The organism is Pseudoalteromonas espejiana DSM 9414 (assembly GCF_002221525.1).
In the GTDB taxonomy this organism is placed as follows: domain Bacteria; phylum Pseudomonadota; class Gammaproteobacteria; order Enterobacterales; family Alteromonadaceae; genus Pseudoalteromonas; species Pseudoalteromonas espejiana.
Window position 1 is genome coordinate 2,224,504 of record NZ_CP011028.1, and the last position, 14,310, is coordinate 2,238,813.

The 14,310-nt window shown below is 37.0% G+C and carries 13 protein-coding genes; 5 read left to right on the forward strand and 8 right to left on the reverse strand.

Annotated elements, in window-relative coordinates; translation table 11 throughout:
* The first annotated feature begins 7 nt into the window (after positions 1-7).
* The 5 genes from PESP_RS10120 (at position 8) to PESP_RS10140 (ending at position 7,830) form a co-directional block, all read left to right on the forward strand.
* Positions 8-1,336, forward strand: coding sequence for a GH1 family beta-glucosidase (locus PESP_RS10120; protein ID WP_089347923.1), 1,329 nt, complete (start codon positions 8-10; stop codon positions 1,334-1,336).
* A 32-nt stretch (positions 1,337-1,368) separates the two neighbouring features.
* Complete coding sequence (locus tag PESP_RS10125) at positions 1,369-2,895, forward strand: MFS transporter (RefSeq protein ID WP_089347924.1); 1,527 nt, start codon at positions 1,369-1,371, stop codon at positions 2,893-2,895.
* Between the two features lie 71 nt (positions 2,896-2,966).
* A complete protein-coding gene (locus tag PESP_RS10130; RefSeq protein ID WP_058548946.1) occupies positions 2,967-3,968 on the forward strand; it encodes a LacI family DNA-binding transcriptional regulator in 1,002 nt (333 codons plus the stop codon).
* A gap of 546 nt (positions 3,969-4,514) precedes the next feature.
* Positions 4,515-6,035, forward strand: coding sequence for a sensor histidine kinase (locus tag PESP_RS10135; protein WP_089347925.1), 1,521 nt, complete (start codon positions 4,515-4,517; stop codon positions 6,033-6,035).
* 82 nt (positions 6,036-6,117) lie between these two features.
* Positions 6,118-7,830: a two-component system response regulator gene (locus PESP_RS10140; RefSeq protein ID WP_089347926.1), complete on the forward strand. Its 1,713-nt coding sequence runs from the start codon at positions 6,118-6,120 to the stop codon at positions 7,828-7,830.
* A 22-nt stretch (positions 7,831-7,852) separates the two neighbouring features.
* On the opposite strand, the gene PESP_RS10145 is transcribed toward PESP_RS10140, so the two are convergent.
* From PESP_RS10145 to PESP_RS10180, 8 genes are all read right to left on the reverse strand, one after another.
* Entirely contained in the window at positions 7,853-8,284 is a 432-nt protein-coding gene (locus PESP_RS10145; protein ID WP_089347927.1) for a response regulator, read from the reverse strand.
* A complete protein-coding gene (locus tag PESP_RS10150) occupies positions 8,281-9,735 on the reverse strand; it encodes a sensor histidine kinase (RefSeq protein WP_089347928.1) in 1,455 nt (484 codons plus the stop codon). Before PESP_RS10150 ends, PESP_RS10145 begins: the two co-directional genes overlap by 4 nt.
* Positions 9,736-9,844: 109 nt before the next feature.
* Entirely contained in the window at positions 9,845-10,036 is a 192-nt protein-coding gene (locus PESP_RS10155) for a hypothetical protein (RefSeq protein ID WP_174694385.1), read from the reverse strand.
* A 397-nt stretch (positions 10,037-10,433) separates the two neighbouring features.
* A complete protein-coding gene (locus tag PESP_RS10160; RefSeq protein ID WP_089347929.1) occupies positions 10,434-10,844 on the reverse strand; it encodes a hypothetical protein in 411 nt (136 codons plus the stop codon).
* A 237-nt stretch (positions 10,845-11,081) separates the two neighbouring features.
* The gene (locus PESP_RS10165; RefSeq protein WP_089347930.1) at positions 11,082-11,597 is read right to left on the reverse strand and encodes a M23 family metallopeptidase; all 516 of its coding nucleotides are present in this window, start codon (positions 11,595-11,597) and stop codon (positions 11,082-11,084) included.
* Positions 11,598-11,929: 332 nt separating this feature from the next.
* On the reverse strand, positions 11,930-12,205 hold the full coding sequence (locus PESP_RS10170) for a YrhK family protein (RefSeq protein ID WP_089347931.1): 276 nt from the start codon (positions 12,203-12,205) through the stop codon (positions 11,930-11,932).
* Between the two features lie 185 nt (positions 12,206-12,390).
* Positions 12,391-13,734, reverse strand: coding sequence for an SPFH domain-containing protein (locus PESP_RS10175; protein WP_089347932.1), 1,344 nt, complete (start codon positions 13,732-13,734; stop codon positions 12,391-12,393).
* Positions 13,727-14,065 carry a methanolan biosynthesis protein EpsI gene (locus PESP_RS10180; protein ID WP_089347933.1) on the reverse strand — a complete coding sequence of 113 codons (339 nt, stop codon included), beginning with the start codon at positions 14,063-14,065 and terminating at the stop codon, positions 13,727-13,729. The genes PESP_RS10175 and PESP_RS10180 overlap by 8 nt, the downstream gene beginning before the upstream one ends.
* Between the last annotated feature and the right edge of the window lie 245 nt (positions 14,066-14,310).

Here is a 14,310-nt window from a genome sequence, read left to right on the forward strand (position 1 = left end):
TCGCTTAATGAAACAATTATCTTTACCTAGTGGCTCACCACTTTTAGCCAAACACTTTACTTATGGTGTGGCCACAGCGTCTTTTCAAATTGAGGGTGGCGCAGCAGATCGTCTCCCCTGCATTTGGGATACCTTTTGTAGTAAAGAAGGTAAAATTGTTGATAATTCAAATGGTGATGTTGCCTGTGAGCATTACACTCGTTGGCAAGACGATATAGATTTAATTGAGTCGCTAGGTGTAGACGCCTACAGGCTTTCTATTTCTTGGCCGCGTGTAATGACCAAAACAGGCCATTTAAACCCTAAAGGCGTTAAATTTTACACCGATATTTTAGATGAGCTAAAACGTCGTAATATTAAAGCATTTGTTACTTTGTACCACTGGGATTTACCACAACATATTGAAGACGAAGGCGGCTGGCTTAACCGAAACACGGCTTACGAATTTGCACATTACACAGATTTAATTACCCAAGCCTTTGGTGAACGAGTACATTCTTACGCAACACTAAACGAGCCATTTTGTAGCTCTTATTTAGGCTACGAAATTGGCGTACATGCACCGGGTATTGTTGGGCGAGAATACGGGCGAAAAGCTGCCCATCATTTACTACTTGGCCACGGATTAGCGATGCAAGTGCTTGCTAAAAATAGCCCTAATTCACTCAACGGTATTGTGCTTAACTTTACGCCTTGTTACCCGGTTACCCAATGCGAAGAAGATTTAAACGCCACTGCATTTGCTGATGACTACATAAATCAATGGTATATGCAGCCAGTAATGCAAGGTCAATACCCTGATATTATTAACCAATTACCTAAAGCCCAGCGCCCTGATATTTTACAAGGTGATATGGACATTATTGCACAGCCACTTGATTATTTAGGCGTGAATTTTTATACCCGTATGCATTACCAAGCAAGCGAAACAGACTTTTATCATGAGCTACCACACAAAGCCCCAATGACCGATATTGGCTGGGAAATTTACCCTAAAGCCCTTACAGAGTTACTTGTATCGTTAAACGAAAAATACACCCTACCGCCTATTTATATTACCGAAAATGGCGCAGCCATGGCTGACGAATTTAAAGACGGTGAGGTGAAAGACAACGATCGTATTGACTATTACCACGAACACTTAAATGCTCTACATAATGCAACGGTACAAGGCGTTAAAGTAGATGGTTACTTTGCGTGGAGCCTGATGGATAATTTTGAATGGGCAGAAGGGTATTTAAAACGCTTTGGTATAGTACATGTAGATTACGATACCCAAACTCGCACCGTTAAAGCCAGCGGTAAAGCGTATAAAAAATTAATAACTAGCCGCTAAATTAGCGGCTAATAACAATAAGAACACACACTGTGAACAAACTCCCTTTATACGAAAAAGTCGGTTATGCCATGGGTGACGCGGGTGCTAATTTAGTATGGCGCGGCGCATTGGCCTATTTAGCGGTATTTTATACCGACACCTTTGGCATATCGGCTGCAGCGGCCGCCATGCTGTTTTTAGTGGTTAGATTATCTGATGGTGTAACCGATATAATTATGGGCATGATTGCCGATAGAACGCAGTCGCGCTTTGGAAAATTTAGGCCGTGGATACTCTACTCCGCGCCCTTTTTAGGTTTGTTTATGGTGCTGTGCTTTACCACACCAAACTTTAACGAAACTAATAAACTTATTTATGCCTACGTTACTTATATTGGTTTAACACTTGCTTATACAGTCAGTAACGTACCCTACTCTGCACTTATGGGCGTAATGACCCCCGATGACACCCAGCGTACTAAGCTATCAGGATTCAGATTTGCAGGCGCGTTTACAGGCGGGTTATTAGTGATGGGTTTTTTACCCGATTTAGTCGCTTACTTTGGAGGCGGTGATAACGCCAAGGGCTATCAGCTCACTATGTATTTGTTCGCAAGTTTACTTATTGCGCTTATGGTTATTACCTTTGTAAGCACTAAAGAGCGTGTAATAGCCCCAGCTTCAGAGCAAGGGTGTTTAAAATTAGAACTGTTTGATTTAACTAAAAACCTGCCATTTATAATATTACCTTTGTTATCAACAACACTGTTTTTTTATTATCGCGATTTATACAGCGGGTTATTTTTTGCTTTAGTTATGGCAGCAATGACTGTTGTTATAAAAAAACTACTTAATAAAAACAAACAAAACCTAACCGGTTCGCAGCGCGATATGGTCGATTTACTAACAAATAAACCGTGGTTAGTTTTATTGGGTATTGGCTTTTTAACCATGATGTTTAACGGCATAAAATACGGTGTTATTGCTTATTACTTTAAGTACCACGTTGCTGATGAACTAATGGCCGGGCAATATTTTATTGCCTTATTAATAGTATCTATATTTGGTGCACTTGCTACAGGCAAGCTGGCTGAAATGATGGGCAAACGCAATTTATTTATTGCATCGTTGTTGCTAAGCGGCTTATTAACCACTGCATTTTATTGGGTGCCTAGCAATAATATTGTCGCTGTATTTACTTTTGGCTGCGCGGCTGAATTTTTTGCAGCCATGATGCCTACTTTGTTTTTTAGCATGCTAGGAGATTCTGCAGATTACTCTGAGTGGAAAAATAAACGACGTGCAACCGGGCTTATTTATTCAGCAGGTACCTTTGTGCAAAAAACGGGTGGTGGTTTTGCTGGGGCACTCGTATTAGTGGTACTTGCAGGCTATGGATATAACGGTATGGATGAGCTTACAATTAACCAAGCCCTACCCGCTATGCAGTTACTAATGAGCTGGATCCCAGCTGCTTTTGCTTTTTTAGGCGCCGCGTTGATGCTTATTTATCCGCTTACACCTGCAATGACCCAAAAAATAACAGAAGATTTAGCAATTAGGCGCAGTAATGTGTAAATTAACTTTTAATCACAACTTATGTTTTATAAATTTTTATTTAAAACAAATGCGTACAAGCTAGGATATAAATGGCGACTATTTATCAAGTATCAGAAATGGCAGGTGTGTCTTTATCAACTGTATCTAGGGTGCTTAACGACAACGACTACGTAAGTAAAAAAACGAAAAAAAAGGTATTAGAGGCGATGAAAGAGCTCGGCTATCAGCCAAGTTCTATTGCACGCTCTTTAGCATCAAGCCGCACTAACAGTGTAGGCATTTTAGTGTCTGAGTTAGACGGCCCGTTTTTTGGACAAATGATGTCGGCCATTGAAGAGCAATTACGTATAGCTGGTAAACACGTAATTATTACGCCCGGCCACAGTGATGAAAAAAAAGAAAAAAACGGTTTTGAATTTTTAATTAGCCGTAATTGCGACGCCATTATTGCTCACGTAGAAGCGGTATCTAACGAGTATTTAATTGAGCTCAGTAAAGGTAAAACCCCTATTTATTTAATGAGTCGCTACGTTAAAGAAATAGAGCAAAACTGCATTAGTCTCGATAATGTTATGGGTGGCTACCTTGCAACAAAAGCCATGATCAATAAAGGACATAAACGTATTGCTTATATTGCCGGCCCACAATTTAAAGAAGATGCCTCAGATCGTTTAAAAGGTCACAAAAAGGCGCTTGCAGAATATAACCTCACCTTTGACGAAAGCTTGTATTATGTAGGCGACTTTAAAGAAACCGGTGGCAGCGATGGCCTACGTCATTTTATTCAACATAAAGCGCAAATTACGGCTCTTGTGTGCGCCAATGACGAAATGGCATCGGGTGCAATGAAATATGCCCGCGAGCATGGCTTTAATTTACCTAAAGATTTAGCAATAATTGGTTTTGATAACGTTATTTTTACCAACTACCTTTACCCTACGCTTACCACAATAGATAACCCAGTACCCGAAATGGGCCGTGCAGCTGCAAATTTAGTGCTTAAAGATATTTATAAAAAAAGCGGCATAACGGTTAATCAGGTATTTGAGCCTAAGCTAATTTTACGAGATTCAACTCCCGATATTAGCTAGCGCTAAAGCTCTGCCTTATTATTTTATTCTCATCATTATTAAGCCCCAATTCTAGTTGGGGTTTTAACCATTATTGCTAACAAATATAAAACAATAACCACGTAAAAATACTACAAAAAGTGTTCAAGAACTAAAAATAGCCTACTAATGGAGAATAGTTTCGTCAACCAAAATTATGCTTTTAAGCTACAACATTGATTCGGTATTTGGTAATTGGTATTTGGTATTTGGTATTTGGTCCAATGCTGAGCGCGCGATTTCTTGATGCGTCAAACGGTATTTTGTTTTACTGAGCAGGCTGCCTAATTAGCATCTGTATTTACATGTTTATTAAAAGTATTACTAATATACATGTCGGAACGTACCTATTGTAGGTTGTTATAAATATGCTTAACAAACACACTTCTTCATCTGATTTATTTATTATTGTTATTAAAAGCGCAAATATCCGCTTTAAAAATCACACACATATCTGCAATAACCTGCTACTCTAAGGTTAACCTTTTGTTAAACCACATTAAGAGCAATGGCTTTAAGGGATCGTAAATGCCAAGTATTGAGTCTTATATAGGCACTCCATCAACAACAGATAATAAGCTTTGGAGTGTTTTTTTAGATAGCGACATTCAGACTAACTTAGACAGTATTTGCGATTTAGTACTGAGTATTTTTGATGCAAAATCGTGCACTATTATCGCCAACTTTCCGCAAAGTAGAGTTAATTTATCGCAACGCGGTGATGTTACAAATGTGTGTGACGCTGATTTAAAACACGATCAATTTGTAGAGAGCTTAATTAATGAAAGTCAAAGCGCAGGCTCTGAGGGGGATACAAAAGCCTACCGCCTAGTGTCACCAATCATTCTTCCATCTAATTTAAAGTTTGGTTGGTTAATCGTAGAAAGAATAAGTACGCAACCTTTAACTAGCAAAGAGGTGTCTGTTTTTGGTGTATTACAAAAAGATATAGTTAATCATTTAGTGCAACGTAAGCAAATAGTTGAACAAAAAAAAGCGGCCGAATTACAAGCTACTATCACGCAATTAAATCGTGATTTTATTTTTATTAAAGATGAAAATTTTAAGATTGTTTACGCTAATGATGCCTTTATAAATTCTTACCCTCCCAGTATGCATGACAAAGTAATCGGATATACAACCGTTGAGTCATTTGAAGCAAAAGAAGCCGACCTATTCTTAGAACAAGATAAAATAGCCTTTGAAAAGGGCTTAAGTAAAGTGGTTGAAAACATACACATGCCCAATGGCAACCGTATAATCGTAGAAACCACTAAAAAGCGCTTTGAAGATAAATCTGGCGCACCTCTTATACTATGTGTGTGTAGAGACTTGACCGAAAAAGAAGGCTTAATTAATAGACTTAAAAAAGCCAACCGCGAGCTTGATGAATTTACAAGTATTGCTTCTCACGATTTGCGCGCACCACTAAATGCAATTAAACGATTACTAGAATGGATTTCAGACGATTGTGAAACCCTACTACCAGATGAACATTTAGAAAACTTTCAGTTAGTGATTAGTCGCGCTAATAGAATGCAAACCTTACTGGAAGATTTATTAAAATACGCAAAAATTGACCAGTGCGATGTAACGCTAAGCACCACAACTTTAGAAGCTGTTTATCAAGATGTTGCACAGTTACTAGATATACCCAGCTCTATGACTATCAATATTGACTCGGGCAATAGTCAAATTAATATCCCAGCCGTCCCTTTTAAAACGGTTATATTAAACTTGCTAAGTAATGCCATAAAACACAATGATAAAACGCATGGCATAATTAATATTTCTTTGCGCCCAGCATTACATTATTACGTGATTGAAGTAACAGACAATGGCCCCGGCATTGAGCCTAAATATTTTTCGTTGATTTTTCAGCTATTTCAAACTCTTCGCTCAAGAGACGAAGTTGAGGGTACAGGTATTGGGTTGTCTGTCGTTAAAAAGCATGTAACTAATTTTGGAGGCAAAGTAGATGTTAGCTCAAATGGAAAAACAGGCACAACGTTCACCATTTTTTGGCCTAAGCAACACTTAAACTCATAAACTATAAAGAAAAAACATAAGTTATTTGTAGCACCCAATGAATTAAATTTGTAAAGTGACACCTGCCATATTTAGGAATTGTATGTATATATTAATAGTGGATGACGACTTAGTCGATCGCAAGTTGATTAAAAAGATGCTGCTTTCAAACGGTGATCAGTATCACAATATAACGGAAGTGACCTCTGTTGATGAAGGTTTATTCGCTATTGATAGGACCCATTTTGATGTAATTTTACTCGATTACAGCATGCCAAAAGAAAATGGTATTAAACTCCTGAGTGAAATGCGCGCCAAACCTAATTTAGGTAATACCGCCATAGTAATGATAAGCGCCTCTGAAAATGAAGTACTTGCACTTAAATGTATAGAAGCGGGTGCGCAAGACTTTTTACCAAAAAACAGCATAACCAGCGAAAGCTTAAATAAAGCCATTTTATTTGCACAAAAGCGCTTTGAAGCAGAGCAAAGAATGCATGAAAGTTACCTAGCCGTAAAGCGTATGGCGCAGCGTGATCAGCTCACGGGGTTGTCTAATCGCTATCATTTTGAAGAGCTTTTAAAAACCACCATTGAAAGCAATAAGCGCAGTAAAACAAGCGCAGCTTTGCTCGCACTCGATTTAGACAACTTTAAACATATAAATGATACATTAGGTCATAACATTGGCGATGAAGTACTTAAGCAAGTTGTAAGAAGAATTAATAACTGTTTACGCCGTGATGAAGGCTTTGCCAGATTAGGCGGTGACGAATTTGCTGTAATTATTGGTGGCGTTGCTGAATTTACCCAAATAGGAAAAATAGCCGAGCGTATACTTAAACATGTTGCTGAGCCTTATTTAATAGAAAATACAATTATCAATTGTGGTGTGAGCATAGGCAGCGCAATTTACCCTAGCGATGCCACAGAGTCGGCTAATCTACTAAAATGCGCTGATATAGCCATGTATCGCTCTAAACAAAACGGTAAAGGAAGAATTAGCTTTTACAAAGAACAATACCAATACGAATTTAGCCGCAGAGTAGAGATTCAAAATAAAATTAAAGAAAACATTAAAAACAATGCGTTTAGGCTGTTTTACCAACCCGTTTTTAGCACTGCAACCAATAAAGTAACTGGCGTTGAAGCCCTCATCCGCTGGCCAGAAGAAGAGCCTTACTATACGCCTGATGAGTTCATTCCTATTAGTGAACAATGCCGGTTAGTTGACCAGCTTGGTGAATGGGTTATTGCAACTGCATTGGCACAGTTAGCTATTTGGCAACAGCAGGCTGAGTCTTTTTCAATGTCTATTAATATTTCGCCTGTACAACTACAAAATGATCGTTTGTTAGCTTACTTTATTAATTGTATAGATAAGTACCAACTAAAACCGGCTAATATTATTTTAGAAATAACAGAAACGGCCTTTATTGAAGACGACTTAAAAATAACCAACACGTTAAATGCGCTCTCCGAAAAGGGCTTTAGAATTGCACTTGATGACTTTGGCATGGGCTACTCATCTATAGCGCACTTAACTTCATACCCTATTGATATAGTTAAGCTTGATAAAAGCTTACAAACAAATGGTGGCCCAAAAGCAAAACACGCTAAAGTAATAGAGGGTTTATCGTTAATGTTAAAAGCTATGGGTTTTGCTGTAGTTGCAGAAGGCGTAGAAACCCAAGAGCAGTACTTATTTTGTAACGAGTTAGATATAAATCATGTACAGGGGTTTTTATTTTCTAAAGCCCTACCCGCCGAGGAAGTGCAATTACTATTTAACAAAACTAATTTAGTTAATAGCTAAATTAGTTTAATCGGATAATTAGTTATCCATTTAAAACAGCAAGCACTTTTTCTTTAAGCTCTTGCGCACTAAGGGCACCTTTTAACAAATAGCCAATAACAAATTCGTGCGCTAAAATTTTAACCCTATCTTCTTCGCGTTCAGAAGTGCTGAACATCATAATAACGCAAGAATTAAGCTCAATTGTTTTTCTTAGCTCACTAAATGCCTCTAAAAATTGAATACCATTTACTCTTGGCATGTTTATATCTAAAAAAATAATTATAGGGGGAAACCGACCTGGGTACTTTTTTTTATTTTCATCATACGCTATTAAAAATTCTAGAGCTTCTTGACCATCTGATTTTTCAAAAATTGTAAGCTCAAGTTGCGCTTCTTTTATGAGCCTTTTGAGTATGTACCTGTCTACCGCATCATCATCAATGATTAAAACTGGCGGATTGATATTGTTCATATTAATGTACTCAGTGGAAGTGTAATTTTAAAGGTAGACCCATGCGACGAACTTACAAAGTTTATAGTGCCTTTTAAAAATTCAACATGCTTTTTAACTAATGCTAAACCAAGCCCAGAGCCTTCACTCAAGTGAGGATGAAATCGTTTAAACATTTCAAAAACTTCGTTGTGAAACTTTTTAGAAATCCCTATACCGTTATCTTCAATTATTATTGTAAAGTCGTTTTTATCAATAAAAATATCGCACTTAACAAATGAGAATGCTTTAGTTGAATCGTAGTACTTTAGAGCATTTGAGATTAAATTTTCTATGATTTGTGTTAAACGTGTTTTATCCGTTTTTATACTTACAGGTACATTAACAAAGGTATTAAAATCGCAATTATTTTGTTTAATAAGCCAATATAAGCGCGTTTTAATATCTCCTATAATCTCATCAAAATTAATAACTTCACGCTCTTTAGTTGCAATGTCTGCTTTGGCTAATTTTAAAATATCGGTTACCAGTAGTTCCAGTTTTTCCATTTGATTAACGATTGTTTGCGTATTTTTTAAGGCCTCTTGTGTATCTGCATTTTTTATATCTTCTATCACAAATTTGGCTAATGATTTAGCCCCCGTTAACGGCGACTTTAGATCATGAGAGGCTCTGTAAGCAAACTGAGCAAGCTCATCATTTGCTTGCTGTAGTGATGCCGTTTGGGTTTTAACAATAGCTTGTAAATGCTGACTGCTTTCTAGATTGAGTAAATCGTTTTCGATACGTTTTTTAGCTGCAAAAATGAGTGACTTTAGTTCATCTGGCGTATTAGTATCAAATTCATAATCTAAACTTTTATGGCTGTGAGACTGACTCAATAGTAGCGAGGTTAAGTTACGAATTGAGCTGGAAATAGTACGTGATAAGTAAGTAATAGACCCTATATTAAACAAAGAAATAATAATAACTAACGGAATAAAGCTGATAAAAATAAACGACACAGTTTTAGTTATTGGAGCCTCAAATGCCTCTGAATTTTTATTAAACTGCTGCAATGCAGCAACTAAGTATTGCAATATTTGTTCGCGAGAAAGTACCCCGTTTCTGTATTGTTCAAGTGAGTATAAAGCTTTATTTGCAAGTTCTACGTCTTGCTTACAAAGCAAAATTGCATGGCTTGTGTTTATCATTTTCATAATAAATAAATTGAGAGCGTTTGCCTCATTAATACATGTTTGTGGCTGCTCTCTTATTGCCAAAATGTCAGCTTCGAGGGTATCTATATCAATGTGGTTATTAAGGTTGATATGCTCGACCCTATTGGCAAGTTGATTAATATATTTTAGGTGTAAAAAATTAAGCTGATGAAACCGAGCGCCTTTCGCAATTTCAAATGCAGCAAATACTGTAATGCTCACCTCTAAACAGGTTAACGCAACTATTAGTAGTAATTTTTTAGAGATATTCATGTGGTGTGGCCAGTGTTTATAATTTTAATATGACTGGCTTTACACTCGCTATGTAACCACTCTTGAATAGTTTTTACTCATTGCTATTAACTATAAGTTTTAGCAGTGTTTATTTTTTAGGACCATTATTAGGGAGTTTATCTCCCACACTTCCATATGTATCGAATATAATTAAAAATCGAGGCTTTTCATCGGTTTCTACGTTATGGTTTACGTAAAGTTCTATGTCTTCGGCGAAAACAGAAAGGCTGATAGTTGCAGCAATAAAAGACGCAACTACACGATTGAATTTGAATTTCATTTTAAATCCTTTTATCTACGCAAAAATTGCGTAGTTCCTTTAAACGTACTCTTACTTATAGTTTTTAATTTTAGAAAAGTAACAGTCTACTAATTCAGCTATATAGTAATGTGCTCAAATACATAAGTATTAATACCAACTGAATCAACATAACTTTATTACTTTAATCAAAATAGGCACAAATATAAAGTAATTTAACGTAAATAAGGTTTAAATCGCTGAGGTTTGAACATTAGTCATAATTGTAATCTTTAAAAATTACTCTTTAACAAACAGCTTTTGAGAGGTGGGTAGCTTACTAATTGTGTAAAAAACACTATTAATTTATGTAATAAACACTAAAAAGCCGGTGTCAGGATTAACCCAACACCGGCTTTTTACTCTAGCTTTTAAAAACTTATAACGATAAGTCTTCTTTAGCACGAGTCAAATTATGAGATACCAGTGAGTTTTTAGAAATTTGTACTGCTTCGTACAAATCAGAAAGGCCTGCAGTATCTTTTTTAGCCATCATACGGGCTACGCCTCGGTTGCTTAGTGCAAACGATGTAAGTTCACGTACTTTTAAACGTGGGCCGCGGCTTTCTTTTAATAAAGCAATGGCTTTTGTACATACCGCTTCAGCTTCATCGTATTTTTTTGATTCAACATTAAGTGCACAGCTATTAAATGGCTGTTCAAACTCTGGGGCTGCTGTTATTGAATCTTCAATAACCATTAATTTGTAATCACTTTGATCAGCCATTGCAGCAGCTGAGCAAGTTAAGAATGAGCCAAGAGCGATGGTTTTTAAAAGTGTACGTTTCATGATTATCTTCCTGTTTGGTTAGTCGTACTTGTTGCCGACAACGTAACTTTAGATAAATCCACCCTTCCCGACAAACGATAAAAACAAACCTAATAAGTGAATAAATCTAACCTATAGGCTTTAGTCTAATACCTGCGATAAAAGGTATGTAATTTACTTATTAACAAGCTTAGTTACAGTTAATCGCTGTATCTGATTAACCTTTAGCTATTAATAGCTTACCTCAAAATAGCGTAATTACTTAGCTGTTAGCTTTTCGTGTGGGCTTAAAAAAAACATCTTTTTCCAACCTTGCCTTTGCGTTGTAAAAAGCCACGGCATAGGCAAAAGCGATAATATAGAATAATGCACATGGGGTTGTTTTCCTGCAGCATTACCGGTATCACCCAGTAAGCCAATTTGACTGTTTATGCTTACTACATCCCCTGCACTTACATTGTAGTCATTTAAGTGTGCAAAATAATGCACGCGCCATTTAGGCCCAAGTACCGCAACCACCTTACCACCTCGGGTTAACTCACCTGCAAATATAACAATACCGTTTATTGAGGCAACAACGGGCGTGTTTTTAGTGCCAAAAATATCGATGCCTTTGTGTACACCCGACCTACCCCATGGCTCATACCAAAACGTGTTGTGGTTCCAATCTTTGCTTGTAGCGCCTTTTACTGGAATCGTCATTTTTTCGGGTATTAGTAAACCTACTATTAATAAAATAATGATTGCGGCCAAAACCCACTTAAATACTTTCAAAGTTTTATCCTTAATATTAATAGTCATTAATTTAAATTATTAACCATAATAAATGAACGTATTGTGAGTCGTATTTACGGTGCATTATTTGAATGAAATACCCGACTAACATGTGCTAGGGCGTGTTGACCTTTCGTGATTGATTTTGCAGCAGTATGTTTGGTTTTTTAGGCAAGGCAGAGCCTGTGAAGTGTGGTTATTCCCCATAAATAGGCGATAACGCAGCATAAAGACCAAACATGCGCTGCCCTTTGGGTTCTTTCTAGGGACGATTAACTCTTTGTTGCTCGGTTTTTACTTAGCCCACTAGGTTACAAACCTCACGCCGTGATTTAATCGCCCCTAGATTGAACAAATTTCAATCCACAAAGATCAACACGCCCTTGGCTTATCAACTTCAAAACAGGTTTTATAAGCAATTGCGCACTGCCGGCTATAAATAACCACGTACCGCTTTCTATTAATGAGTCATTTAAAAAGAAAAAACTACCAATTAAAAACCACACTGCAATCAAAAAATCGTTAAATGCTCCCAGCGCTTCATAACGACGTTGGATGGTAATATGCTCTTGCCCTAAGTCTAAATTAAGCTGATTTTTGCTATCCATCAATACTGCTCACTTTTTTTACTGTGTAATTAAAAAACTGTTTTTACAAAAAATAGGCTTATCTGCACAATACAATATCAAATTGCACACAATAAAAAACGCTGACTGAAATATCAGACAGCGTTTTGATTTGTATAGTCTTTATAACCTAAAGCTAAGCATAACTTTTATATTTGATAAATCGTTTATTTTTTCTCTTTTTCTAAACGCTTTTTAAGACTTAAAGCGGCATCAGCAGCGAGTAAACGCATAAATTCAGAGCCGTTGCTTTGCTCGCCTTGCCCTGCACCACCAATAACAATTTCAGGTACTAGGCGGCTATTGCCTAAACTTGTAAATAAAGCAGTTTGAATTTTAACCTCAGCTTTTAATGTTTCATCAAAAACATATTTAGGATCAAGCGCTGCCGACTTAGCACGTAAACGTGCCTCAGCTAACACATCCATACCAAGTGCTTCTAAACGTTGTTGTTTTAATATCTCTTCTTGCTCTTTTGCAAGCTCCGCTTTAACCGCTACACGTTGCTGCGCTGAAATAATCGCATTGGCTTTAATACGCTCAGCATCAATTTGCTCTTTAATTTTAAGCTTTTCAGATTCTGCTCGTTGCTTAGCAATGGCTTGCTCACCTAGTGCAACCTCTGTACGCGCTTGTTGCTCTGCTTTTTTAAGGTTTTGACGCGCAAGCGCTTCATCTGCTGCCGCTTGCTTTTGCGCCTCTAGACGTGCGTTTACTTTACTTTCGTAGTCAATATCAATAATGCTCGCATCAACTACCGTAATACCGTAAGCGCCTAAAATAGGTGCGTTACGCAGTGCGTTGCCTTCGCTGTCTTTTTTAATATTAATAGTAACGCGTTGCTGTTTACTCAAATTACTTAAATCGTCAGTTTTATCACGCTCACCAGTACTAATAATTTGCTCAGTCACAAAAATACCGTTGGTTAGCTGATCAGAAAAATCTTGGCTTAATTGGCCATTACCACCTGAGTAATGTTGCTCTACCGACATCATACGTGCAGACGCTTTAACATTTTCAGTTGTGGCACGCATTAGTAGGTTAGAAATTAGGGTTTCTTGTGAGCCAAATTCTTCGTGTATTTTAAGTAAACCACGTAATGCGCCAGACTCACTAGCTGGCACATTGCCCGGTAATCTAAAACGCGACACACCACGGGCACCACCGGTTGTTGTATCTAAAAAACGAATAGGAATTAACGGTACAATCGCGCTTGCTGTTGCACTACTATCGCCAGTAAAGTTTATAGAAATTACTTTTTTATAGGCCGAGGTAGTACCAAATGCTTTTAGATAAGGGCCAGCCTGATTTATCACCGTTAAATTACCAGTAAATGCTGATTGGTGTACTAATCGCTCATCTGCTTCGTTCCACGATATAACCTGCGATGTAAGCGTGGCAATAACCGCTAATACAACAACAATTGACGACACCACAATGACATTACGGCGGCCAAAACGGCTTATAAACGACTCATTTTTTTCTGCTGGGATTACTTTTTCGTTATCCATTATTATTACTCTCCATGTTTAATTTTTTCTTAACAAAGTAAATAATTTCTTGCTCGCTTAAATGCGCACAAAAACTACCTGAACGATGCAATTCAATAAATGTTGCAAGGATCTCTTCTTTGCCTTTTATTGTTTTATGCTCGTCTGCTTGGGCTTGGTTTTTATCAGTAAGTTGAGTAATAAGATCATCCACAATGGTATCTTTATCAAATAACACATTGTATTCTTTTGTTTTTCTTACTCGGCTTGTGCGTACATTGCTATAAATGACATAAATAGCTAAACACAAAATAATAACCAATGTACTCAACCCAACAATATAAAAAATCATAATTCCTACTTATATTTAGTTGAATAATCACCTTAATCACAAGTGTAAATTTTTTTCACAAATGTTAATGCGTGATTTTACAGAATAACCGTCTAAAAAACAGGTAAAAAATAAAACATTAGCTAATAGCTAAATACTAAATCTATCTAAAGAAGAGTCTGGGTATTAATTTTTTTGCAAATGAGGGTCCGCAAACAATGGTAAACTTTTATATCGTGCACAAAAAAGCCCCTGCAGGTTATACC

What these genes read in the sequence shown, in the direction of transcription:
- PESP_RS10135 (WP_089347925.1), top strand. Translation starts at nt 4,515, where the DNA reads ATGCCAAGTATTGAGTCTTATATAGGCACTCCATCAACAACAGATAAT.
- PESP_RS10175 (WP_089347932.1), bottom strand. Translation starts at nt 13,734, where the DNA reads ATGGATAACGAAAAAGTAATCCCAGCAGAAAAAAATGAGTCGTTTATA.
- PESP_RS10120 (WP_089347923.1), top strand. Translation starts at nt 8, where the DNA reads ATGAAACAATTATCTTTACCTAGTGGCTCACCACTTTTAGCCAAACAC.
- PESP_RS10155 (WP_174694385.1), bottom strand. Translation starts at nt 10,036, where the DNA reads ATGAAATTCAAATTCAATCGTGTAGTTGCGTCTTTTATTGCTGCAACT.
- PESP_RS10140 (WP_089347926.1), top strand. Translation starts at nt 6,118, where the DNA reads ATGTATATATTAATAGTGGATGACGACTTAGTCGATCGCAAGTTGATT.
- PESP_RS10145 (WP_089347927.1), bottom strand. Translation starts at nt 8,284, where the DNA reads ATGAACAATATCAATCCGCCAGTTTTAATCATTGATGATGATGCGGTA.
- PESP_RS10160 (WP_089347929.1), bottom strand. Translation starts at nt 10,844, where the DNA reads ATGAAACGTACACTTTTAAAAACCATCGCTCTTGGCTCATTCTTAACT.
- PESP_RS10130 (WP_058548946.1), top strand. Translation starts at nt 2,967, where the DNA reads ATGGCGACTATTTATCAAGTATCAGAAATGGCAGGTGTGTCTTTATCA.
- PESP_RS10180 (WP_089347933.1), bottom strand. Translation starts at nt 14,065, where the DNA reads ATGATTTTTTATATTGTTGGGTTGAGTACATTGGTTATTATTTTGTGT.
- PESP_RS10150 (WP_089347928.1), bottom strand. Translation starts at nt 9,735, where the DNA reads ATGAATATCTCTAAAAAATTACTACTAATAGTTGCGTTAACCTGTTTA.
- PESP_RS10170 (WP_089347931.1), bottom strand. Translation starts at nt 12,205, where the DNA reads ATGGATAGCAAAAATCAGCTTAATTTAGACTTAGGGCAAGAGCATATT.